At 35.9% G+C, this 23,092-nt stretch carries 22 protein-coding genes; 18 read left to right on the forward strand and 4 right to left on the reverse strand.

The window, feature by feature from the left end; all coding sequences use genetic code 11:
• Positions 1-186: 186 nt before the first annotated feature.
• The 5 genes from ABJH90_RS14065 (at position 187) to ABJH90_RS14085 (ending at position 4,697) form a co-directional block, all read left to right on the forward strand.
• Positions 187-846 carry a DUF6090 family protein gene (locus tag ABJH90_RS14065; RefSeq protein ID WP_348140412.1) on the forward strand — a complete coding sequence of 220 codons (660 nt, stop codon included), beginning with the start codon at positions 187-189 and terminating at the stop codon, positions 844-846.
• A 336-nt stretch (positions 847-1,182) separates the two neighbouring features.
• Positions 1,183-2,007, forward strand: coding sequence for a hypothetical protein (locus ABJH90_RS14070; protein ID WP_348140414.1), 825 nt, complete (start codon positions 1,183-1,185; stop codon positions 2,005-2,007).
• A 559-nt stretch (positions 2,008-2,566) separates the two neighbouring features.
• Positions 2,567-3,388 carry a DUF6090 family protein gene (locus ABJH90_RS14075; protein ID WP_348140416.1) on the forward strand — a complete coding sequence of 274 codons (822 nt, stop codon included), beginning with the start codon at positions 2,567-2,569 and terminating at the stop codon, positions 3,386-3,388.
• 212 nt (positions 3,389-3,600) lie between these two features.
• Positions 3,601-4,338: a DUF6090 family protein gene (locus ABJH90_RS14080; protein WP_348140418.1), complete on the forward strand. Its 738-nt coding sequence runs from the start codon at positions 3,601-3,603 to the stop codon at positions 4,336-4,338.
• A 122-nt stretch (positions 4,339-4,460) separates the two neighbouring features.
• Positions 4,461-4,697 (forward strand): hypothetical protein, encoded by a 237-nt coding sequence (locus ABJH90_RS14085; protein ID WP_348140420.1) that lies wholly within the window; start codon positions 4,461-4,463, stop codon positions 4,695-4,697.
• Between the two features lie 93 nt (positions 4,698-4,790).
• Here ABJH90_RS14085 and ABJH90_RS14090 read toward each other — a convergent pair whose 3' ends face one another.
• The 3 genes from ABJH90_RS14090 to ABJH90_RS14100 form a co-directional block, all read right to left on the reverse strand.
• Positions 4,791-5,309 (reverse strand): hypothetical protein, encoded by a 519-nt coding sequence (locus tag ABJH90_RS14090; protein WP_348140422.1) that lies wholly within the window; start codon positions 5,307-5,309, stop codon positions 4,791-4,793.
• Between the two features lie 623 nt (positions 5,310-5,932).
• Positions 5,933-7,450, reverse strand: a complete 1,518-nt coding sequence (locus ABJH90_RS14095) for a hypothetical protein (RefSeq protein WP_348140424.1) — start codon at positions 7,448-7,450, stop codon at positions 5,933-5,935.
• A gap of 550 nt (positions 7,451-8,000) precedes the next feature.
• The gene (locus tag ABJH90_RS14100; protein ID WP_348140426.1) at positions 8,001-9,455 is read right to left on the reverse strand and encodes a hypothetical protein; all 1,455 of its coding nucleotides are present in this window, start codon (positions 9,453-9,455) and stop codon (positions 8,001-8,003) included.
• Between the two features lie 379 nt (positions 9,456-9,834).
• On the opposite strand from ABJH90_RS14100, the gene ABJH90_RS14105 reads away from it, so the two are divergent.
• The 7 genes from ABJH90_RS14105 (at position 9,835) to ABJH90_RS14135 (ending at position 14,373) form a co-directional block, all read left to right on the forward strand.
• The gene (locus ABJH90_RS14105) at positions 9,835-10,041 is read left to right on the forward strand and encodes a hypothetical protein (RefSeq protein WP_348140428.1); all 207 of its coding nucleotides are present in this window, start codon (positions 9,835-9,837) and stop codon (positions 10,039-10,041) included.
• Between the two features lie 91 nt (positions 10,042-10,132).
• Positions 10,133-10,648: a hypothetical protein gene (locus ABJH90_RS14110; RefSeq protein WP_348140430.1), complete on the forward strand. Its 516-nt coding sequence runs from the start codon at positions 10,133-10,135 to the stop codon at positions 10,646-10,648.
• A gap of 397 nt (positions 10,649-11,045) precedes the next feature.
• Entirely contained in the window at positions 11,046-11,831 is a 786-nt protein-coding gene (locus tag ABJH90_RS14115; RefSeq protein ID WP_348140432.1) for a DUF6090 family protein, read from the forward strand.
• A 96-nt stretch (positions 11,832-11,927) separates the two neighbouring features.
• Complete coding sequence (locus ABJH90_RS14120; protein WP_348140434.1) at positions 11,928-12,680, forward strand: DUF6090 family protein; 753 nt, start codon at positions 11,928-11,930, stop codon at positions 12,678-12,680.
• The gene (locus ABJH90_RS14125) at positions 12,670-12,807 is read left to right on the forward strand and encodes a hypothetical protein (protein ID WP_348141004.1); all 138 of its coding nucleotides are present in this window, start codon (positions 12,670-12,672) and stop codon (positions 12,805-12,807) included. The genes ABJH90_RS14120 and ABJH90_RS14125 overlap by 11 nt, the downstream gene beginning before the upstream one ends.
• 94 nt (positions 12,808-12,901) lie before the next feature.
• On the forward strand, positions 12,902-13,384 hold the full coding sequence (locus tag ABJH90_RS14130) for a hypothetical protein (RefSeq protein WP_348140436.1): 483 nt from the start codon (positions 12,902-12,904) through the stop codon (positions 13,382-13,384).
• 194 nt (positions 13,385-13,578) lie between these two features.
• A complete protein-coding gene (locus tag ABJH90_RS14135) occupies positions 13,579-14,373 on the forward strand; it encodes a DUF6090 family protein (protein WP_348140438.1) in 795 nt (264 codons plus the stop codon).
• Positions 14,374-14,544: 171 nt separating this feature from the next.
• Here ABJH90_RS14135 and ABJH90_RS14140 read toward each other — a convergent pair whose 3' ends face one another.
• Positions 14,545-15,978: a right-handed parallel beta-helix repeat-containing protein gene (locus ABJH90_RS14140; RefSeq protein WP_348140440.1), complete on the reverse strand. Its 1,434-nt coding sequence runs from the start codon at positions 15,976-15,978 to the stop codon at positions 14,545-14,547.
• Between the two features lie 636 nt (positions 15,979-16,614).
• Between ABJH90_RS14140 and ABJH90_RS14145 the strand changes: the two genes are divergently transcribed.
• The 6 genes from ABJH90_RS14145 (at position 16,615) to ABJH90_RS14170 (ending at position 23,010) form a co-directional block, all read left to right on the forward strand.
• Positions 16,615-17,019 carry a DUF6694 family lipoprotein gene (locus ABJH90_RS14145; RefSeq protein WP_348140442.1) on the forward strand — a complete coding sequence of 135 codons (405 nt, stop codon included), beginning with the start codon at positions 16,615-16,617 and terminating at the stop codon, positions 17,017-17,019.
• Positions 17,020-17,305: 286 nt separating this feature from the next.
• A complete protein-coding gene (locus tag ABJH90_RS14150) occupies positions 17,306-17,989 on the forward strand; it encodes a DUF6090 family protein (RefSeq protein WP_348140444.1) in 684 nt (227 codons plus the stop codon).
• 59 nt (positions 17,990-18,048) lie between these two features.
• The gene (locus ABJH90_RS14155) at positions 18,049-19,035 is read left to right on the forward strand and encodes an alpha/beta hydrolase (RefSeq protein WP_348140446.1); all 987 of its coding nucleotides are present in this window, start codon (positions 18,049-18,051) and stop codon (positions 19,033-19,035) included.
• 193 nt (positions 19,036-19,228) lie between these two features.
• Complete coding sequence (locus ABJH90_RS14160; protein ID WP_348140448.1) at positions 19,229-20,161, forward strand: alpha/beta hydrolase; 933 nt, start codon at positions 19,229-19,231, stop codon at positions 20,159-20,161.
• Between the two features lie 198 nt (positions 20,162-20,359).
• Positions 20,360-20,824, forward strand: coding sequence for a (2Fe-2S)-binding protein (locus tag ABJH90_RS14165; RefSeq protein ID WP_348140450.1), 465 nt, complete (start codon positions 20,360-20,362; stop codon positions 20,822-20,824).
• A 98-nt stretch (positions 20,825-20,922) separates the two neighbouring features.
• Positions 20,923-23,010: a molybdopterin cofactor-binding domain-containing protein gene (locus ABJH90_RS14170; protein ID WP_348140452.1), complete on the forward strand. Its 2,088-nt coding sequence runs from the start codon at positions 20,923-20,925 to the stop codon at positions 23,008-23,010.
• The last annotated feature ends 82 nt before the right edge of the window (positions 23,011-23,092 follow it).

Below are 23,092 nucleotides of genomic sequence, written 5' to 3' on the forward strand. Positions count from 1 at the left end.
GAAATAAAAGATGATTTACACATGTCAGAGGAGGGATATATAGAAATGGGTAAACGTTTTGCCAACGCATCAATCCAGGTAATTAAAAGTGACAAGCAATAACAAAGGAAAACATACTAAACGATGATCAACTTTTTTAGAAAAATCCGCAAACAACTCGCAGACGATAACAAGCCTTTAAAATACATGAGGTATGCTATTGGGGAGATTGTATTGGTGGTAGTTGGGATATTGATTGCACTTCAAGTGAATAATTGGAATGAACTTCGAAAAGCCAATAAAAATGAAATTAAGTTATTGGTTGAAATAAAAAATTCATTATACACTAACAAGGCGGCAATAAAATATAGAGTCGAGGAATACAAAATATTGAATGCTAAAGGGAGATTATTAGAGAGGCACTTGAGGGCAAAATTAGCTTATAGTGACACATTACCTCGATACTTGTTATTACCCCTGTACAGTTTTTCTTACGGTTTTTCGTATTCAGAATACGAGAATTTAAAAAGTGAAGGATTTAATAACATAACTAATGACTCAATAAGATTGAACATTATAAAACTTTACGATGAAGAATTTGGATGGCATTCAGACCAAGAAATTAAAATATCTAATATATTGGCCAATAGTATAACACCCCAACTTTTAAAAGGCTTTCAGTTATCTTCAAGAGGATTGGAGCCTAATGATTATCAACAAGTATTAAATTCATCAGAATACTCTAATACACTTTCATTCATAATGTATATGGCAAATTATTTTAAAAACAGGTGTGAAGTTACCATCAAAGAAGTAGATCTTTTAATAAATGCAATTGAAATAGAAATAGAAAAAAGAAAAAAATAACAAAAGGCTGAAAAGTTTACCACCCACAAAAACATCTGTCATGGTATGGTGCGAACAATGGTATCAGGAAAAATGCCCTTAAAATAAATCATTATCATGTCATTGTTTTGGAAAATCCTTCAAAACGAAGATTTTGTATGAAATGGGGCCTTTACTTTATTCCGTTCGAATAACCGATCATTTCACAGCACTTCCCACAGATGAGGATAGAATTAAACGGTAAGTAATAAATTATGATATAGGATTACTTACTTGGTAAGTCAATAGTTTACAAATCATTAGAATAAAATATTTCAGTACCTTGTTAAGGGAATCACCAACCAACCACTACTACACATGATCAACTTCTTTAGAAAAATCCGCAAGAAACTGGCAGACGATAACAAGCCTTTGAAATACATGAGGTATGCTATCGGGGAGATTGTATTGGTGGTAGTTGGGATATTGATTGCACTACAGGTTAATAAACATCAGGACCATTTAGAAGCCCGCTCCAGGGAATGTGAATACATTAAAGGACTCATTACGGATCTGACTACAGAAAAGATGTTCTTAGAGTCCTATTTAGAGTTTGACCAGGAAGTAATCAATAATGCCGAGGCCATCCTTCAGGGATATTATGACAGAGCTGGTTTTACGATTGACACCATCTTTTCTAAGCGCCTAAGTATATTAAACAACCGGAGTACATTTCGAAAACATAATAGCACCTACAGGGAGCTGTTGGCAACGGGAGGGTTAAACCTACTTTTGGATCAGACATTGAAACAACAAATAATGCTTTATTTTCAAACGGTCGACCAGTATGAGACCGTCATTCGGCAAAACAATGAATACATAGATAACCATTTTGCCCCATTAGCATTACAGGTAGGTACGCATTATGTGCCAAACCATCAGTTAAAATGGAGTCAGAAAATTTTGGAAAAAGGGTACATCAAACCAATATTCAACAAACCCGCTGATTTTGAATTTACTTTTTTCAAACATATCACAAATTATTTAAATGATCCGATCCAGGAACTGGAGTTAGTAAACCAGATTCAATATAGGTACCGCATTAGCGCCGTACACCTTTCTATAGTAGATGAACTTTTGGATAGTAACCTGGTATTGCTGGAGGACCTCAAAAAGGCCATAAACTACTGTGATCGAGACTAGGTCCTTTTAGATGTAATATTCCATTGAAAAGTAAAAGAAGATGTTAAAGAGGAAGAATGTATTAATAATCCATCTTTTTCAAGTTCTGATAGTTCAGATATAACCTATAGTTCCCCCGCTAGCGGGAGCATCAGGTCTTTTATAAATTCCAAATCCCCCAGCTAGCACTAGTTTTCCGCTTGTGTTTCACATTATTTAAGCCGAACCTTGTCATCCAAAATGTAATGAAGGAGGGCTTGTCATCCAAAATGTAATGAAGGACGAAACAAGAACCAGAAGGCAAATCTCAAATTACAAGCACCAAATAACAAAGTATCCTTTAGTGCGGGTAGAAATTGAGATTTGCGATTTGGAATTTCAATCTTTTGCTCTCCTTGTTGGAAGAGCAAAGCGATCTAACGCAGCCTTGCCGTCCACAATAAAATAATGGCAGTATGACTTTAAAGATGAACAGTAGGTTACTGTTTTTTCCCAAGGCAGGTTCTTAGATATAGTAATCGGTTTAAAACTTTTCCAGATAATTCCTTACCTTAGGAAGAACAACCAACTTTTACTTCTAATGATTGGCTTCTTCAGAAAAATCCGTAAAAAATTAGCCGATGACAACAGGCCTTTGAAATACCTAATATATGCACTTGGCGAGATAGTACTTGTTGTAATTGGTATTTTAATTGCTTTACAAATAAACAATTGGGATATAAAAAAAAATCAACAAGAAAAAATTAAAGAATATGCCAAATTATATATTCAAGATTTAGAAGAGGATATTTTAACAATCGAGACCAATTGGAAGATGATGATAAATGTTTCTAATAAAATTGATAGTCTTGCTCAATCTGTTCAAAATAAAAAAATAGAAGAAATTTCAAATATTGATTTTCTATGCATGACATGGAATATATTATATAGACCATATAAGTGGAATAGGTCGACTATTGATCAAATGAAAAGTTCTGGAAGTCTACAGTATATTGAAGATGTTTCAATTTCAAAAAAAATTAGAGAATATGAAGCTTTTACTTATCATATAGATGGGGATTATTTAAATGACAAAGCTAAATCTGAACATGCGCTAAACCTAATTTCACAAGTAGTCAATAGTAATTATATTAATATTATAGAGTTGCGAAAAAATGTCCTTGTAAAAATTAATAATCCAGATTTGAATGAATTTCATTTATATTCAGAACCAGAATATCTTAAATCTAAAACTTATAATTTGAGGTTAATTACTAATGATATAAAAGATATTGATAAAGTAATTAATAGTCTCATTAGACTTCAGGTGTATTATGATATTAGATGTAACGTTGAACTGCCTGAATTAACCTCTGATGCAGAAGAATTAATTACTTTATTGAAGGAAACATATTTAGAATAAGAAATATTAATAATCCAAAAAAACAAAGGCTAACAATATATCCTATGAAAAATCATAGTTTTCGGGACGAAATCATAGCCGAGCCATTCCCCAACCACTAAAACATCTGTCACTCTATCAAATGTGGTGGTCTTAAAATTCTACATGATTAGACTAATTTGAAGTCGCTTGTAATAATTCCCTATCTTAGGAAGAACAACCAACCACCACTTATGATTAACTTCTTCCGTAAAATTCGTAAAAAACTAGCTGATGATAATAAGCCATTAAAATATGCGCGTTATGCTATAGGTGAGATTGTATTGGTGGTGGTTGGTATTTTAATAGCAGTTCAATTAAACAACCTAAATGAATATAGAAAACAAAAACTAGTTGAAATTGACATTTTAGATGGAATTAGAAACGATATTCTAAAAGACACAATCGATTTAAACTTTAATATTCGTCAATACAAAATTCTCATAACAAACGATAGTTTACTGCTTAATCTTTTAATTAACAAAAAAGTAAAAAGTAAAAATCTTGTAAGAAATTTAAATTTTAGCATTAATAATGACTATAGAATATTATTGCACGATTCCCATTTTCAAGAAGGCATACAAAAGGGTTTGTCCATTATTTCTAATGAATCCCTAAGGGACGAAATTAATAGACTCTACCAATTCGAATATGCGGGATTAAAAATGGCAGAAAATAATTTGGAAGTTTTTGACCATGGTAAACTTTTGAGACATGAAATAGGACAATATTTTGGGTATGATTCTACCGGAATAATCATGAGTAAAACAGCATATGAAAAATTGTTATCTAATAATAATTCACTTTACTACATTGAAAAAGGAAGAGAATCTAAAGCAACTTTATTAAAAATTCATGAGACTACTTTAGAATTTGCATTAAAAATTGCAGACAGGATTAAAAAAGAGGTTGCCAGTTTAAAAGAAAAATAACCAAAGGTTAACAAAGACCAACCACTACTACTTCTGTTGCTCTCTATAATGTGGAGGGCTTTTTTTAAATGCTCTTTCTTATCCTGCATTATAGTTGCACTGTACATAATTAATTTAGGACAATGACTCTCTACGAATACAAAATGCTATCAGAAGATGAGCAGTACGACACAGTATTCTCTAAAGGTAAGTTCCTGGATATTGTTATAGAAGGTAATTCTAAGTACGTTCTGTATGCAATAGATATGTTCTTTGTTGAGGTTATTTGGGATATAGAACAGGATGAAATAATAGGAAAAGGAGTATTCAAAGAAGGAAGTAGTCTGGACAAGTACAGTAATGTTCCGAAGGAGATTTAATTAGTCTTTTTTTATATACCTCATTAAACCTAAGTTGAGAAATGAAGACACTTATTTGTTTTGATATGATGCTATTATTCTAGTTATATAATTTTACTTTTTAGAACTAAGAATTTCATAACCATCTAATTCTTCAAGTGAATTATTTTGACCAATAATTTTTTGATTTTTTGATTTTCTGTAGTCTACCCAAATTTTATGTAGTCTAAAAATTGTCCTGTAATATTCACCATATGAAGCCAGTTCCGATTTTTGGACATATTCATGATGTACCAGGCTAAAAAAAGTATATCCAAAACTATTATTGACCGTATCAAATGATATTACATTTTTATCTAACAGATAGTAGATGGACTCATAGAACCCCAGTAAACTGACTATCTTATTTTTGTCTTTCTTGTTGAGGTTTTTATCTCTTATTTCATATGGATTGATTTTGCTGAAAAGCTGACTATGACTCCTAAATTGCTCAAAAATTTCTACAATAAATTGCGCATCATTTATTTCCTTGTTTTTCTTTAGTTGATACCAAATTGCAATAAGACCAATTATGGCTGCTATCCCACCTAATATGGTAAAAAGTTGTCCCAAATAATTAATATCTATCCGCATTGAAGTTCTATTTTAGTGTTTCTTAGGAATTATTCTTCAGAACATTTGTTTTACTTCTGTAACAAATGCAGACAACTAATGTATGAATTAATACCTCGAAATCATATAAGATCTATTTGAGGCCATCCAAATTTGTTCAATTATACTATGGGATGTAAAGAGGTGTATTTATTGGGATACCCTAAATTCGTAATATCAAGGTATTCCTTTATATCATAGAGCTTCTTTAGGCCTTCCTGAAATTGGTTAGAGAATAAAATAGTAAGAGGAGCATTGATAATGAAGGAGTTACAGAAATGTAGCTCCTTTTTTTGTGCCTAATGTTTACAACTACGTTTACAACGATGCTTATTTCCTCCTCTTTTTAGTGCATATTTACTTAAAATGAACATTTAATGTGATATGGATTTCTTATACCTGTGTTATCTGGTGTGATAAAATCTAGCAAAGCGATTTATCCACAATAAAAAACTCCCCAAAAATTGAGGAGTCTTTATTACAAAATAAAAGATTTAGTATCAACAAACTTTTGAATATGCAATTATATTATCCCTAATGCAATAATCTGTATATGGTTTGAAGATAATTGTTTCAATTGGACTTGTCATCCATTTGGTCTATGTTCATTGATCTGTGTTACCTCTGATGCTCATTATCGCATTCTTTAAGTCAATCTTCTGCCTCATCGCAGCCTTGACTGTCTGACCCAGATTTGATCCACCCTGGTTGTTCACGCCAGTTAGTGTATTACCTGTACCGTCATCAACAACGTTGTTATTAAGGTTCCCGCTTCCTACAACAGTGCAATTGCTCGTGCCAGAGCCAAGCCATATCGGTGCTATCCCTGGCAACCAATCCCAGTGTTGTGTGTCCCAACCATTCAAGTTATTGCCAACTACCGTCAAACCGTTATTTCCACCAATTTCCCAAAAATCAACTCCCAAATACATCGCCGCAGGGCCTCTGCCTGTGAATGTATTGTTAGTGATAACAGGATTGCTCGCACCATTCATGAAGAGTGGTCCCCAGAGCGCATTGTCCTCGCTGTGAATCTTATTATGCGAGAGGACAATGGTATTAGTGCTGCCTTCATCCCATATCTCGAAACCAGCAAAAATTGATCCTGGCGGATGATCTACGACCTCACAATGACTGGCAGAGAGTATGCCAGAATAGTTCCCATCGTAAGACACCCCTGGACAACGAGTCGCATTCAAACGTGATACTTTGAACGATGTATTTACGTTATTAACAAACCACCCGCCAATTGTGCTGAGACCTATTAGATTGACTCTTTCTACTGTGACTGTTGAGTTCAGTTGGTCAAATATCGCAAGTTTAGAATAACCATTTTCGGTGATAAAATCTGAATCTGAAACTCTTATCGTACCAGTATTTTCACTATATGTGAAATCCCGGTAATATCTGTTTCCCTCGACTCTGCCTCCCTGGCCACCAGCTATGAAAATAGGATCTGCCACCCTATTTACTTCACCATCACCAATCACAGCAATATCTAGGACTTCCACATCTCTAAAGGCCGGCAAGGCTATAAACTCTTTCACAGCAGGATCCGGATATGTTACTGCATACCTTGTATCTATGAATATACCATGCCAGGAACCGAATAGATTAGCGCTATCTTCTAGGTAAAATTCTGGAATTTCCCCTGTTACTACCAAGGTGAACCCTTCCAGGGTTAAATGGACCTTGTCTGCCATCGTTGCCCCTCTGTCTTTTAGATTGAATTCAAAAGCTACAGCCCATAAAGCTAATCCGGCATTCTCAAAACCATGTTCAATGACTTTAATGGTTGTGGCGTCCTTTCCAGCTCCTTTGAATGTTCCGACGAAGTCCCAAGGAGCGATAGTTCGTTCAATAAAGAATGTGCCTGGAGTCATTTTGACAGTACTGCCATCGCCTGCTGTCGTAGCCTGTTCAAATGCTGCCATGATACTATTTGCATCCGTGATTCCAGTTTCATCTCCGCTGGGTGTAATAGTGAAAACCTGTCCATTATTAGCTTTAAGAGTAGTCCCAATAATGTAATCTTCCTGATAAGAGGCAGGGTCGGTAACCTCCTCTTTTTCACAGGATAAAAAAGCAAAAATTAGTACGAGTAAAAGAGTTAGCTTTTTCATTTTGATAGTCATTTAGTTAGTAATTAAAGAAGAGTTGAAAGGGGATGGTGTTCAGCGGGTTTATGAATAAATAATCACTGCCTGTGCTTAAAGCGCTTTAAATTAGCTCTTTATACCAATTCCTGTCAATGACGTACATCATGTAGATGGTAAAAAGAAAGCCTAGAAGGAATAGGGTTATGTTTCTGTGCGTCGTTCTTTGAACATTGTGGTAGAATCTACTAAAAAAGCAACCAGATATGTTGTTTTTGAACCCAATAAGGAACAGAAGGAGATAGCCTGCATAAATACAGTAATGTTCCCAAGGAGATTTAACTAACAATATTCTGCCCCTCCCCCCCTCAATGGTACATACAGCAAATGTGAATATATGCACACAATTTTTTCCCGTTTTGACTTTCACCTTGGGATTAAGAAGCATGATTTAAGCCGATTTAAGAGTATTACTGAACTAAAAGACAACTAATCTTGTTTAAGGAAGATTTTTCAAATTAATCTTTTATAATTATGCCTTTGTAAAGATTAACTATTAAATGGTGTTATTCCCTGTCTATTCACAATTGAACGGACATTCATTCAGAACCACATTATTAACTCCAAAATCCCCTATAAGACCTTTGCCACAGAAAAAAAAGTCCGAAGTTTCTGAACTAAAGGATATATCATAACATATATCAAACGAACATACAGATTTGAAACCAGAGAAATTATTACATGCGACTGTAACGCCAGAAATAGATGAGGTTCCTGTCCATCTATTTATCGAAATCCCTTTTCCCCCAGTTCCTTTTATATGGTTATTAGAAATAACTATATCATGACCATAAGCATTCTCACCAAACTTAAACCATAGGGCTTGGCGAGAGAGAAAAGTCGTAGAATCATTATTTATCCTAATTTGATTATTGTCAATAAATAATGACCCTTGTTCATCAAAAATTAACAAATCGATAACCGCTTGTTCTCCATACAAGTTGTTATTTATTACATCGACTTTATAATTATTATTAAATGGTCCTAATAAAAGAGAAGTCCTGCGCCCATTTGTAGAAATCTCGTTATTAGATATTATCCCTGATTGATCAACAAAAAATAATCCTCCCCCAGAACCTGTCGCTGGAGTGTAATTAAGATTAGCTTTTATAATATTATTATCTACCAAAGTATTTGCAGGATTATTTACCAAAAATATATAGCCACCATACCTTATAAATTCATTATTAGTAATCTCTATGGAATTATTTACTCCAACTAAACTAATAGGATTTTGAAGAATATTGTCAAAAAAACAATTTTCGACTAGAATGCTCCCAAGACCTCCATGAATCGACTTGATAGCTGCACCATTTTTAAAATTGATATTTTCAAATGATACACTAGGTCTATCTTCGATGTAAAATGCGATTGATTGGTTTACACCACTAACTATTTCATTTCTCAAGGCTCCATTAATGGTCGTTTTAAAATTTCCTGTATTTTCTCCTATGTAGGAAATATTGCCCCCCTGCCCCATAGAAGCTCCTAATATTCGGACATTGGCAGGAAATCCACCGCCTTGGACTATTTCATCTGAAAACTTAAATGCCGTACGTTGCATATTTAAATTTCTAGATTTTAAAATTATCGTGGCATCCACACCTAGTAATCCTAAAGAGTCTGTTACATGTTGAATATTTATTTCATCAATGGGTACTTCACCAGTTGGATAAACTTCAACAACTGTCTTACCAGATTTTTCACTCAAATCGGATCGATGTTTGATATATTTAGAATCGATGTTTTTAACAATTTTACTTTGATTGGATTTATTATGTGAGTTGATAATTTTAGCGATTTCTAATTCCTCAGAAACCAAACTTTGTACTATCTCTTGGCGGTCAGAAACTAGTGATTGATTACTTTCGATTTCATTTGATTGAACATGTGTTTCCTTTTCGCATGAAAATAGAATCGCTAATAAAAGGCCAAACAATAAAAAAAGGTTACGACTTATCTTGGTTTCCATATCCCTGGGTTTTAAGATTGTTAAATATTATAATGGTCACAAAGAAGAGGGACTAACTGCAATTATTCTTTATAAGATACCAATTCTACTTGATTAATTGGTTGATAATAGGATGAATGTCAATATATTATGTGCAAATACCCCGTTTTATTTATCAGGCATACAAAATTGTTCTTTGATGCCCCTAAATGTCAAATTCTATAACTGCACATATACGCACACAATTTTTTCCCGTTTTGACTTTCACCTTGGGATTAAGAAGCATGATTTAAGTAACTTTCCATATTACCAATCAACTCAATGCATCATAGCATCGGAAAAGGTACATCCACAATATTTAATAATTCATTACCTTAGGAAGAACAACCAACCAATTCCTATGATCGGTTTCTTTAGAAAAATTCGTAAACAACTCGCAGACGATAACAAGCCTTTAAAATACATGAGGTATGCCATTGGAGAGATTGTACTGGTAGTAGTTAGAAAGGTCAAAAAACTGGTTAATAAGACAAGGACAATTACGAAAATAATATTGGGCATAACTGTGTCGTTATTGTTGGAAAAACACAAAAAAAGCAATTTTTAACTGCATTTGAAAATATACTCTAGACCAACCTGGAATGGCGAGAAGTCCCTCATATCAACTTACATATACTGTATTTTATTATATTCATAGAATGGAAAACTTCACACTAAAAAAAGGTTACAGGTTAATAGAAAGGACCATTCAACAAGCTCTTGGATGGACGTACGAAGACTACCATGAACAATTCCTTAAAGATACGGCAGATACGTCCTGGCTAAGAGAAAAGGACTGGTTTTGGGGTCTGCTCAATAGACTTGTCATAGAGACCAAAGGCAATCCAATGGTTCACCATCATCAGGCGGTTTTTGTCAACCTATTTGAAGGGAAGCCAGGTACTCCCTATGACAAACTATGCATTGAAGCAGGTTTACTTAATGATATAGTACAGCAAAAAGATGTGTCTATTGCACTTGTCACAGAAATTGTCACAAATGGTGCCCGTGGATGTAGTTATGCCCTAAAGGTTCATGGTAAGAAATACCCCATTGACATTAACAACCTCAACCCAGCAGAGCTGGCAGGAGAGAAATGTACCTGGGACAGGTGTCTTTGCTTCTATTCGGTTTTACCCAAGCGAGACCAGGACGGTGACCTTATTTGGAAGTAGTTTTGCAGGTTCTATGAGCTAGATTAAAAGACCAAGTTGGATGAGATTTGGGTTTTAGTTATTACATTTAAATAAATTAAGGAAGGAATTAATCAATCTTTTTCAACTTGAAAGCACTACTCAAATATTCAGTTATCTGATTTAAAACTGAATCATTAATGATTTTTTTTTGATTCTTCGGACAAACCGTAGAAAGATTAAGGGTTTCCAAACTATATATATAAAATTATCCCCGAGATTTAGGACAATGACCCTCTACGAATACAAAATGCTATCAGAAGATGACCAATGGAATACAGTATTTGCCAAAGGCATGTTTATGGATAAAGTAATCGGTTTAAAACTTTAATAGATTATTCACTATCTTGGATAGGTAACCACCAACCACTTCCTTTTAATGATCAACTTCTTCAGAAAAATCCGCAAGAAACTCGCTGACGATAACAAATTCTTCAAATACTCCAGATATGCCATTGGGGAGATTTTTCTTGTGGTAATTGGTATTCTGATTGCTTTGAGTATCAATAATTGGAATAATAATAGGTTAAAAAAGGAACAATTAAACACATTTCTCGTAAGACTTACCGAGGACCTCCAATCTGATAAGTTAACGCTTAATGGAAAAAGTAATTATTACCAAAAGCGTACTTCGAGACACAACCACATAATAAAAATATGTGGATTTGATCCCGTAAATATTACGGAGTATTTTCAAATAGAGAAGGAAACTGAAATAAACGATTGGCAATGGCAAGGACCATATCCTGAAGATTTTGATATTCAATTTTTTGTGAATATAATTACATACAGTGGTCATGTTCTTCTTTTTAAATCAAATAACAGCACGGTAATTGAAATGAAAAACACCGGGATTTATTCAGAAATTAAGAATGCTAACTTAAAGAAAGAATTAGATGCATATTATAATGAAATTGTGGATTTTGATACAAATCATATTGATCTGGCCAAAAATTGGTTACACACCATGATAGATGAAGGGTTATATCCACAGGACATAAGTAAAATGGACGACCCTAAAGAATTGCTTACCAAAAACCCCAGAAGAGTTAGTATACTAAAATATTTAATCCAAGAATACAGTTGGAAATCTTTTTATAGCCGACAACTCGCTCAGAGGATCGATTCAATAATCCCAAAACTGGAAAAAGAAATTAATAGGTAATCTTAGCGGCCTTATAAGTTAAATATGATTCGACTGATTTAAAGTCGCTTATAATAATTCCTTACCTTAGGAATAACAACCAGTCACTTCCTTCCAATGATCAACTTCTTCCGTAGAATCCGTAAAAAACTAGCTGATGACAACAAGCCTTTAAAATATGCCCGTTATGCTATTGGGGAGATTTTACTTGTGGTTATTGGGATATTGATTGCTTTAAGTATTAATAATTGGAATGAGCAAAGAAAAGACCAGATTAAAGAAAAAGCGACCCTTTATAAATTTCTGCAAGATTTAAAATCAGATTCAACATATTACCAAGTTAATTTAGGCAAGATTTTATCTATTGACTCTTTGCATAAAGAATTATATCTCGTTGGGTTTAAAGAAAAAGAAGTTATAGAACATTCCAATCCAAGCTATATAAGACGGTCTCTTGTTTATGACCCTTTGGCCAAAGAGAATGATCCTAACATTGCTAATAAAATTAACAATGATAAAATTAGGGGGGAGATCCAAATTTATTTTAGAAGTATGAGTTCAGTTACGGAAGCTGAAAAAGAACATGAAAGTGTTGTTTTTAAAATCCGTGACTTTATAAGGCGTCATAAAATGCATGATGTTCAATACTGGTTTGATAGTAGAAAGTTAGAAGCTTCAAGTGGAAGAGAAGCTGAAAAATTAATTAATGAATCTAATTTAGTTATGTTGTCTAAAAATGAGGATTTTCAGCAGTTGCTTTTTGAATCTTCATTAAAGTCAAACGAAATGAAACAAACATTTACAAAACTCATTGGCGATAATACAAGACTCATAACTAAGATTAAAAAATATTTAGACGATGATGATTAAGTTCTTTAGTAAAATACGCTATAACCTTATGAATCAAAACAAAACAGGCAAATACCTTAAATACGCCATTGGTGAAATTGTACTTGTGGTTATAGGGATTTTAATCGCATTGAGCATTAAAAATTGAAATGAAGGTAAAAAATAGCGAAAGGCTAACAACATACATAAGTCATTAAAATGGCTCATAAACTGGGCCATTAGGCTCAATTTAATAAACACTAATGATGAAATTTGATCGTTCAAATCGATGGCTAGTTCTAGCTGCCAATTTTGCAGTAGTAATGGGTATTATATTATTGGTTATTGAACTAAATCAAAACCAAAAAATGATGAAATCACAGGTTAGAAATGATCTGTCGGCTAAAATCGTTGACATAATGATTCAAATTGCGGCCGATGATGATCTTGTAAACATCAGGATAAAGGGAGATGCTGGAGATTCACTTAAACTTGAAGAAGTTCAGCGATACGAACACCTATGCTTGGCCTTTTTTAGATATTGGGAAAATGTACATTATCAATATAGAAATGGCCTGTACGATGAAGGGGAATTTGAATACCAAATGAAAACAATAATGGGTGCTTATACAAATTCAGGAATGAGAGATGTTTGGTGCGATAAACAATATCTGTTTGCTAAGGAGTTTAGAGAGGACGTAAATGAGAGAATGAAAAGATTAGGTTATCAATGTGAACAATTTTAGAATAGATAACTAAACATAGCCTAACAATAAATAAACGCCATTTAAAACGGTCGTATATCAAGGTCGTTAGCCTTCATTATGACCAACCATATTTAAATGATAAAATTCTTTAGAGGGCCGAACGGAAAGCAAAGGTCTGGTAGACCTTTGATAGTGAGGAGCCAGCTGAAGCGAGGGCATTAAACAAAAAAAGCATGATCAAATTTTTTAGGCGTATTCGGCAACAATTATTAACTGAAAGTAAGTTCGGTAAATATCTTCTTTATGCCATTGGAGAGATTGTGCTTGTCGTAATAGGGATTTTGATTGCATTGCAATTAAATAATCTGAATGAACGTAATAAATCTGAAGCTAAGGAAATCGAAATTCTTAATGATTTTAAAGCAAGTCTTGAGGTAGACTTATTAAATATCAATCGAGCAATAAAACGTGGAGAACAGACAAAGGCCTCGATGGAAATAATATTAACTCATTTAGAGACTAATTTACCCTATTCAGATTCCCTAAAATATCATTTTGGGGAAACTAATGACACCTGGACGGCTCAAATTAACAGAAGCGTGTTCGAATCATTAAAATCAGAAGGCTTAACTCTCATTTCGAACAAAGGATTAAGACAGCGATTAGTACGGCTTTATGACGAACTGATAATAGGACAAAAAGAGCGAAATAATAGATATAGAGATTTGGTAGATGAAGGTTCGGCAAAAATTCTCATTACAAGATTTGATGAGATGTGGAAAAGTAATTATGAGAGTTGGGTAGTAGAAAATGACTTTGCCGATGAAAATTTTACAACGGATGGTTTAATAGGCGAAATGACGCCTATTAATTATGAAAAACTTAAAAATGACCAAGAGTATCTTTACTTTTTAAAAAGTCTTAAAAACAGGAGATTTTGGCATATGGAAATAGAAAATATAAGTGTCAAAAAAGCTATCATAAGTTTATTGAAAAATATTGAGGTCGAATTAGAGAAAATAAAATAACGAAAGGCTAACAACATATATAAGCAATTAAAACAGCTCATATACAAGACCATTATACCAAAAATGAAAAATCTTTGGACAAGTACAGTAATGTTCCGAAGGAGATATAAAAAACTCCCCAAAATATGAGGAGCCTTTAAATACTTAATTTTTCAACGACCTTTTAAGTCTTCATTGTCTTTTCGTACGATTCATCATCTCTTCCCTGGTCTCTACCTCTTGTCTCATGGCATCTCTCACATCCTTCCCTATATTCAGTCGAATATTGTTTACACCATTAAAGATATTGTTCTTTGGAACCAAGTTAGCAAATTCTTCAGGTGGAATCAATTCACCATATCCAGGTACAGTTAACGGATTGCCATCCTCATCAGAGAGAGGGTTATGATTTAAGTCATAAGCTGGTTCATCAAAGATGTTCGTATGGTTGTTTCCGCCAACAACAAGGGAGTTAACTACGAAAGGCCCGAGCCAAATACGGGCTGTACCCAAACCCCATGGATCGGGAACGATCTCCCAACCAGCCAAATGATTTTGAATTAATGTCATACTACCGGGATTCCAACCAAATGCATTTAATTTTATTGGAGCAGCCCCTTTTCCAGTAATTGTATTGTTGTTAATCACCGCAGTTTCCACACCATCAGTGAAAATTGGCCCCCACGTCCAATAATTCCCAACTTCATTGTAGTGGAAGCTATTGTCAGAGATAACAGCGGAGACCATACTGTTGCTTCCCCACAACTCCACACCCGCATACCATGGGGGGTTATAGCCTTTTAAATTAATAACGCTGTTGGTCAACTTAACATTTGAAACCGTGTTCTCCTGAGCTCTGAAATAAATACCCGTCGATTCATTTGTCTCAATGTGGGATACATTTAGTGTAGTACTACCACAACCCGCAACCGCAACACCACTCGTATAATAGAGCCGGGCAAAGGGGTTACGATAAGTCCTAAGATAAATGTTAGTAAACGTCACTTTTTCCGCCTGACTGCCACCAATATTTATTATTGGGTCGGCAAGGTTTAAGAATGCGCTACCGTACACAGAGTTCTCAAAATCGCAGCCGGTAATATTATGGATGCCACCTCCGTCACCATTCTGGACGAAAAGGTACCTCATATCTGTATCTGGTGGGCTTTGCCAATCTCCATGGTGATTCAGCACCCCTTTGAAATGGACATTCTTGATGTCTGTTCCGACTAGTTCATTTAGCCCATATTCTTGTGACCCTGCTTCGATGTAAGCATAAAGCCCACTAACACCGCCAGGGTGAAAATAGGGATCTCTGTCAACAAGGTCTAACTCGGATTCAAATGTCAAGTCTTTCACGCCTAAGTACTCCTGAGCAAACATGAGGAGATCGGCGTAATCAATCAACCAACTTTTCTCTTTAATTTGTAGAGGCTCAAAACTCACGCCCTCCGGACCTCTTACGCCTTTCAGGATCGTAACACCTTTGCCCGCTCCCTGGATAGTCCCATTAAATAGAGCTCTACTAAAGGAAGGATGTGTCGGATTAGATAGATTCTGTCTTCCTATAGTACCATGTATCTTGAATGTACCAGGGCCCAGATAAAGAGTTCCGCCGTTATTCAAACTTGAGTGCTGAAGAGCTGCTTGTAGATTTTCAGTGTCTAGGGTTGAATTTCCTGTTGGTATAAGCGGGTTATTAATGTCATGCGGATGGTTATTAAGATCATTATTTTTAGATGATACTTGGTATTGTTTACTTTTTAAAGTTTCGGTAATTTCATCTTTCTGGCAATTTTGCATCATAAATGCAAACCCAATTAGTAGTGCAAATAAGCACCATTGATATAGTTTAATTTTCATAACAGTGTATTTTTAGTGGTTAAATTATCAAGCTATGGTTCAATTTATTGGACAATAAATGAAGTAGTTGAGTAATAGTTGCATAAGGTAACACCCAGACCGTATTTTGTCAATGATATTTATCAGTTTAAAATTCTATAAGCTTATTTAAATCTGCAATCATTAACAGCCTTATACTCATATCAATATGATAAAAATCATTGAAATTTAGTTTTCTGTTTATTACTATGACATTAAATGACTAAGATCCTTTACTAGCAAAATTTTTGAATTGTTCAACAAACTAAATGCTATTTCTCAATGCAATAAATAACTCTTGACATAACAATTCTTCGTTAAGGCACTAATCAGGAATTGACATTATTTTCAAGGCGATATTCTAAACTCAAAAATCATCTTATGAAATACAACTATTTTTATGTACTCATATTATTGTTACTTTTTATTTCGTGCGCTAAAAAGATAGACAGCACTAGTGATGAAAGTTATCAAACCTCAATTGAGAATCTTAAAAAGTCTTTAAGTGATGAAGAAAAAATTAAGTTTGAGGAATCCTTGCAAAAGATAGCCCTGGAAAACGTAGAATCTTTAGCTGATTTGTCTAATGCGGAAAAATTTATTGAAGATGTAAGAACTAAGTTGGATGGGATGTCTTATGAAGATGTAATTAAAGAGGGTGAGAGAATCCAAAAAATCATTGATGAAAAAAATAGGGAACAGGCAAAACTGGAAATAGAGGAACTTTATGAAAAAATGGATAGTTCCACAAAGGATGTATTATTTGAAGTACGGCTATTTTATTAATTACTTCGAAAGTTTGTTGACAAAATCGAAAACGTTGATTAATCACATCGATGAGGAACTTGCTGAAGGTAAATAATTAACTACCTAAGTAAGGTAACCGCCAATAACTACTACTGCTGTCACTCTCTACAATGTGGTTGAAGATATAGTGTAAGCTTGGAGGTTGGAAGTACGAGGTTCGCATTTCGTACTTCGTATCTAGCGCATAATACTTCTTTGCACTGACGGTAAAACCTCATAAATTAATTCACTACCTTATAGAGGATCAACCAAGTATTCTAGTTATATGATTGGCTTCTTCCGTAAAATTCGCAAACAACTCGCTGATGATAACAAGCCTTTAAAGTATGCCCGTTATGCCATTGGAGAAATTGCATTGGTGGTTGTAGGTATCTTGATTGCTTTGAGTATTAATAATTGGAATGAAGAAAGAAAAGAGAAAGATATTATTGAAAATTTTCTCGGTCGTGTAAGACTAGATCTTGCTGGTGATAAGGCGGAGCTTGTCAGAATAATAAATATCCAGAAAGGTAACAAACAGAATATTGAGTTTTTGCTTAAGTCGTTAGAAATTGGATCTCAAACAGACAAAATCATACTTGACTCCATGTTCATCTCAATTTATAATGGGAATCCCACTTTTTTTCCTGTCGTCGGAACCTATCATTCTGCTCTTTCATCAGGAACTTTAAGACTGATACGAAACGATATATTACTTACTAAAATAGTCAGTCTATATGACTCCTATAATAGACTCGATTATAATGGTAAGACTCTGGACAATAAATGGTACAAGATGAATGAGAAGTACAAATTTGAGCTGAGGACTAAACAACTAAAATCCATGTCAATAAATGAAATCACTGAACTCAAGGATGATCTAAATTGGTATTATATTACAGTTAAATTCTACATTGATCGATGTACTCAAACACTTGAATTGATTAATGAAATGTTGGAGCAAGAATAAAAAACGACCACAAACAAGGTCGTTGTAACCAATTAAAAAATTAAGACAATAACTCAGGCATGAAATATTTCCTTCTTTTAAATTTATTGATTTGGACGAGCTTCAGCTTCGCTCAGACAGATTTACAATTGGTCAACATTGGTGACTTCACAACAACTGATGGGAATGTCATAAAAGATTGTAAAGTTGGGTATAAGACCGTAGGAAAGTTAAACCCTGATAAGAACAACGTCGTTTTAATACCTACTTGGTTTGGTGAATCAAGTGAGAACATAGTTAGTTCAGGAGCGTTATACAATGTATTGGATACAACTGGATTATATGTTATAATAGTTGATGCCTTAACAGCTGGAATTTCTTCTTCGCCATCAATCACAGCTAATTTTCCAAAAGTTTCAATCCGAGATATGGTTAATTCTCAACATGATTTACTTGTCAATCACCTAAAAATTGATCATGTGTATGCTGTTATGAGTTTTTCCATGGGTGCTATGCAAACATTTGAATGGCTGGTTGCATATCCTGAATTTATGGATAAAGCAATTCCAATGCTTGGCACCCCAAAACAATCGTTTTATGATATTTTATTATGGCAAACACAGGCAGATTTAATCAATGAAGCAGGCATAGATGAAGAGGATATCAACCTTGCCATGAAAAGAGCTTACGACATTTTTAATATAAATATACGTACACCATCTTTCTTCGTAAGTACTAAAAGCCTAGACAGTCTTGACGTGTACAAAAATGAAATACATTCTAATATGATAAGCTCAAAAGATTACTTGGCTCAAGTGAATGCTATGATTCAGCATGATATATACAAAAGTTCTAAAAGTAATCCTGATACTATAAAAAATGTGGTGAAAGCCGATGTACTTATAATAATCAATCTGCATGACCATGCGGTAAATCCTACAAGTTCAATTGCTTTTTCAAAAGTATTGGGTTGCAGATTAGTTGAACTTACAAGTGACTATGGTCATACATCTTTTTTTTATGAAAGTAAAAAAGTCAAAAAAGCAGTATCAGATTTTTTAGAATAATGATGAATGTTTTTTACATAAAGAACTGGTTACAACAAAAGATAAAAATGCATTAAAACGCATTTTATCAAAGACATTGTAAGCAACCGTGACAAAGACCTATTAATCATTGTTGCTCAAATGTTATTTATATTCAATAGTTCTAAATATAATACTTATGAAGTTTCAATTATTTAAAATAAAACCCTTCGTTATGAAAAAAAATCTATTCTCATCAGGTGTTTTATTACTGATGCTATTTTGTTTGTGCACATGTGGTAACCGCAAGTCAAAGGAAGACAAAGACCATGTTATCTCAGAATTGAAAACCGTATTTATCAATGGTGAAAGTATTCATTACATTGACAAGGGGAAAGGAGATCCCATAATATTAGTTCATGGGGGATTGGGAGATTACCGAACCTGGGGTGCACAAATGGATACGTTTGCCCAAAACCACCGAGCAATTGCTTACAGTCGGCGCTTTGCTTATCCCAACAACCAAATAATAGGCGATTCATCAGATTATTCGGGTATTTCTCATGAAAAAGACCTTGCTGAATTAGTAAAATCGCTTAACCTGGGGCCGGTTCATCTTGTGGGACACTCTGGGGGTGGCCGCGTAGCGTTACTAACTACCTTGGATCATCCTGAACTAGTGCGCAGCCTCACACTTGGGGAACCAGCTCTCATGTCGATGCTGGAGAATGTTCCAGGTGGTGACACAATGCCGAATAAACTTGGAAAAGCTTGGGAGCTTATGACTGAAGAATTTAAAAACAACAACAACGAAAAAGCGGTAACAATATTTATTGGTGCGGTAACAGATGATAGCTTGTATTTCTCGAAGCTTCCTAAACGGGACCAGAAAATTATGATGGATAATACGCTAGATTTCAGGGAATCTCCTATTAGAAAAAGTTCCCGTCGGAGCATTACCTGTGATGATCTCAAGAAAATAAAAGCACCTGTATTATTGTTGAAAGGGGATATATCACCTTTGTTTTTAACTTCTATGGTGGATGAATTGGATCGATGTTTAAGGGATAAGGAACTTGTGACACTTCCCAACACTTCGCATGGATTGCCATTTGAAAATCCGGCTGAGTTTAATAAAATAGTACTTGGGTATATAAATAAGCATTAATGCGGATTGACTTCTGGATTTAATATAGGCAGCTTACAACATTATATATAAGTCATTCCGGCAGAATTATTTTGTTAATTTTGATAGCGGACTGCCGGCACGCCTTATATACCAGCGTTAGACTTCATTTTAGTACACTATTGCTCGAGATTTGTTATCTTAGATAAGATTTTATTAAACCTATTTACCATATGGCATATGGGCAAATTCACCTTTAACATTAACCGTCGTAATTATACCGTAGATGTTGACCCTCAAATGCCCCTCCTTTGGGTAATCAGGGATTACATCGGGTTGACTGGCACCAAATATGGCTGCGGTATTGCACAATGTGGAGCCTGTGTGGTTCATGTTGATGGCAAGCCGATACGCTCCTGCGTCCAACCAGCGGCCCGTGTTTCGGGTAAAAAGATCACTACGATTGAAGGCATTTCTGAGAATAATGATCACCCGGTGCAAAACGCCTGGATTGATGCCCAGGTTCCGCAATGCGGCTACTGCCATTCCGGTCAGATAATGACCGCGGTAGCCTTACTTGATGATAATCCTAATCCGAGTGAGGAAGAGATCAACACCGCCATGAGTGGCGTTTTGTGTCGTTGTGGCACCTATCCACGCATAAAAAAAGCTTTGAACATCCTCCTCAAAAGAAGTAAGTCATGATGGATAAGCCAGACCCCCAAACCATTTCCCGCTGGATGGAACCCGGGTATTTCACCAGGAGGGATTTCATCAAGCTCAGCACTATTTCCGGTGCGTTTTTGGCGTTGGGGATCATTCCTGGTTGCAATAATAACAGACCAGGCGTTATTAACCTCATCAATTATGACCCACCAAAATATCAGGGAACCCAGCTGAACCCTTTTATTTTTATTGACTCATCTGGACAAGTCACGCTGGTCAGTCACCGGCCGGATGTGGGTAACGGGGTATACCAGGCCATGCCCATGTTGTTGGCCGAAGAACTGGAGGTGGATATGAATGATGTAAACGTTATTCAGGCCAACACCGACAAAATCCTATACGGAGGCCAGAGTATTGGAGGAAGCAATAGTATTCGGCGTTCATGGCTGCCATCCAGGCAGATGGGTGCAGCAGCACGGGAAATGCTAATCACCTGTGCCGCGGAAAAGTGGGGAGTAAAAAAAGAGGAATGTTTTGCCTCAAGAGGTAGGGTAGTACATCGGCCCACTAAAAGAAAGGCCCACTACGGAGAATTAGTGGCGGCGGCAAGCAAATTAAGCCCACCGGAAGACCCGCCATTAAAGGCGATCAAAGACTTCAAGGTCATCGGTAAAAGCCTGCAACGAAAGGAAATTCCTTCCAAAACCAATGGTTCGGCCATTTACGGACTGGACTTAAGGATAGATGGCATGCTATATGCCTCAATTGAGCGCTCTTCGGTATTCCACGGAAAGGTAAGAACCTTCAATGCTGAAGAAGTCCTCGCCATTCCTGCAGTGAGGCATGTGGTCAAGACGGAGATGGTGGTCTCAATGAAAATCAGGGAAGGTGTGGCTGTGGTAGCTGATAATTACTGGGCTGCACTGCAGGGTAGAAAGGCCCTCAAAGTGGAGTGGGAGAATGGGGAGGCGGAAAGTTGGGACACCGACAGGATCGTGGCCCAATACAAAGAAGACACAATGCAGGAAGGGCAAAATCATCAAAGGGCTGGCAATTTCAATAAAGCCTTTAACATAGCGGCCCGTACAATGGAAGCGGAATATGAATTGCCTATGCAGTCACATGCTCCAATCGAACCACTCAATGTCGTTGCTGATGTACGACATGATAGCTGTACTGTCTGGGGTCCCATTCAGGCACCAAACTGGGTCCGTGAGGATCTGGCGGCCTTTCTACAGTTGTCCTTGGAAAAAGTAAAGGTACACCCCACCACCATCGGTGGCGGTTTTGGTCGCAAATTGTACACGGATTTTCCCAATGAAGCCGCTTTTCTCTCCCAAAAGATCAAGGCGCCGGTGAAAGTGATATGGACCAGAGAGGACGAGATGACCCAGGGCCCGTTCCGGCCAGGTTCGATAAACGTGCTTAAATGTGGTTTTGATGCCACCTCTCATTTGTCGGCCTTCGGTCACAAAGTTGTAACCACCGATTATTACGCACCGAAACATAATAAATACATTTTGGATGGGGTCATTACCCATGCCTATGATTTTCCCAACCTCTCGTATGACGCTGTAAATTCAAAAGTTCCGATTCCCTATATTTGGATGCGGGGGGTCTGGTGCTCCACCAATGGCTTCGCCCATGAGTGCTTTATAGATGAAGTGGCCCATGAATTGGGACTAGACCCATTGGATTTTCGGCTTGAACACCTCAGGCACGCTTCCAGGTTCACAGCTGTTCTTGAAGAGTTATCCAAGCTGACCGGATGGAGAACCGCTAAAAAACAAAATACAGGGAAGGGTATCGCAATCCTCAGGTTACGTGATAGTATAGTGGGCCATGTTGCCGAATTGTCTCACGATGAGAATAGTAGAATAGCAATTGACAAAATTACGGCAGTGGTAGATTGCGGAATTGTGGTCAATCCCGACATTGTAAAGCAACAAATCGAAGGCGCTATTGTGATGGGATTGTCTACGTCCTTCAAAAACGAGATTACCATATCCGAGGGAAAGGTGGAACAGAATAATTTTGATACTTATCACCTTATGCGTTATGATGAATGTCCGGAGATTGAGGTGCATATCATGCCCAGTGAGGAAGATCCCGGAGGTGTTGGAGAGGTAGGCATGCCAGGGGCAGCGCCGGCTGTAGCCAATGCCTTTTTTGATCTGACAGGCGAAAGAATCAGAAAATTACCGTTTGATCTAAATCCAGTTTAGAACAATAGAATTGAAACGAAGGCTAACAAAAAATAAACAGCATTAAAACGCATTTTACACTAAACGTTGCAAGTAATTCTAA

The sequence above is a fragment of the Eudoraea sp. genome, assembly GCF_039969275.1.
Classification (GTDB): Bacteria; Bacteroidota; Bacteroidia; order Flavobacteriales; family Flavobacteriaceae; genus Eudoraea.

What these genes read in the sequence shown, in the direction of transcription:
- ABJH90_RS14065 (WP_348140412.1), top strand. Translation starts at nt 187, where the DNA reads ATGAGGTATGCTATTGGGGAGATTGTATTGGTGGTAGTTGGGATATTG.
- ABJH90_RS14070 (WP_348140414.1), top strand. Translation starts at nt 1,183, where the DNA reads ATGATCAACTTCTTTAGAAAAATCCGCAAGAAACTGGCAGACGATAAC.
- ABJH90_RS14075 (WP_348140416.1), top strand. Translation starts at nt 2,567, where the DNA reads ATGATTGGCTTCTTCAGAAAAATCCGTAAAAAATTAGCCGATGACAAC.
- ABJH90_RS14080 (WP_348140418.1), top strand. Translation starts at nt 3,601, where the DNA reads ATGATTAACTTCTTCCGTAAAATTCGTAAAAAACTAGCTGATGATAAT.
- ABJH90_RS14085 (WP_348140420.1), top strand. Translation starts at nt 4,461, where the DNA reads ATGACTCTCTACGAATACAAAATGCTATCAGAAGATGAGCAGTACGAC.
- ABJH90_RS14090 (WP_348140422.1), bottom strand. Translation starts at nt 5,309, where the DNA reads ATGCGGATAGATATTAATTATTTGGGACAACTTTTTACCATATTAGGT.
- ABJH90_RS14095 (WP_348140424.1), bottom strand. Translation starts at nt 7,450, where the DNA reads ATGAAAAAGCTAACTCTTTTACTCGTACTAATTTTTGCTTTTTTATCC.
- ABJH90_RS14100 (WP_348140426.1), bottom strand. Translation starts at nt 9,455, where the DNA reads ATGGAAACCAAGATAAGTCGTAACCTTTTTTTATTGTTTGGCCTTTTA.
- ABJH90_RS14105 (WP_348140428.1), top strand. Translation starts at nt 9,835, where the DNA reads ATGATCGGTTTCTTTAGAAAAATTCGTAAACAACTCGCAGACGATAAC.
- ABJH90_RS14110 (WP_348140430.1), top strand. Translation starts at nt 10,133, where the DNA reads ATGGAAAACTTCACACTAAAAAAAGGTTACAGGTTAATAGAAAGGACC.
- ABJH90_RS14115 (WP_348140432.1), top strand. Translation starts at nt 11,046, where the DNA reads ATGATCAACTTCTTCAGAAAAATCCGCAAGAAACTCGCTGACGATAAC.
- ABJH90_RS14120 (WP_348140434.1), top strand. Translation starts at nt 11,928, where the DNA reads ATGATCAACTTCTTCCGTAGAATCCGTAAAAAACTAGCTGATGACAAC.
- ABJH90_RS14125 (WP_348141004.1), top strand. Translation starts at nt 12,670, where the DNA reads ATGATGATTAAGTTCTTTAGTAAAATACGCTATAACCTTATGAATCAA.
- ABJH90_RS14130 (WP_348140436.1), top strand. Translation starts at nt 12,902, where the DNA reads ATGATGAAATTTGATCGTTCAAATCGATGGCTAGTTCTAGCTGCCAAT.
- ABJH90_RS14135 (WP_348140438.1), top strand. Translation starts at nt 13,579, where the DNA reads ATGATCAAATTTTTTAGGCGTATTCGGCAACAATTATTAACTGAAAGT.
- ABJH90_RS14145 (WP_348140442.1), top strand. Translation starts at nt 16,615, where the DNA reads ATGAAATACAACTATTTTTATGTACTCATATTATTGTTACTTTTTATT.
- ABJH90_RS14150 (WP_348140444.1), top strand. Translation starts at nt 17,306, where the DNA reads ATGATTGGCTTCTTCCGTAAAATTCGCAAACAACTCGCTGATGATAAC.
- ABJH90_RS14155 (WP_348140446.1), top strand. Translation starts at nt 18,049, where the DNA reads ATGAAATATTTCCTTCTTTTAAATTTATTGATTTGGACGAGCTTCAGC.
- ABJH90_RS14160 (WP_348140448.1), top strand. Translation starts at nt 19,229, where the DNA reads ATGAAAAAAAATCTATTCTCATCAGGTGTTTTATTACTGATGCTATTT.
- ABJH90_RS14165 (WP_348140450.1), top strand. Translation starts at nt 20,360, where the DNA reads ATGGGCAAATTCACCTTTAACATTAACCGTCGTAATTATACCGTAGAT.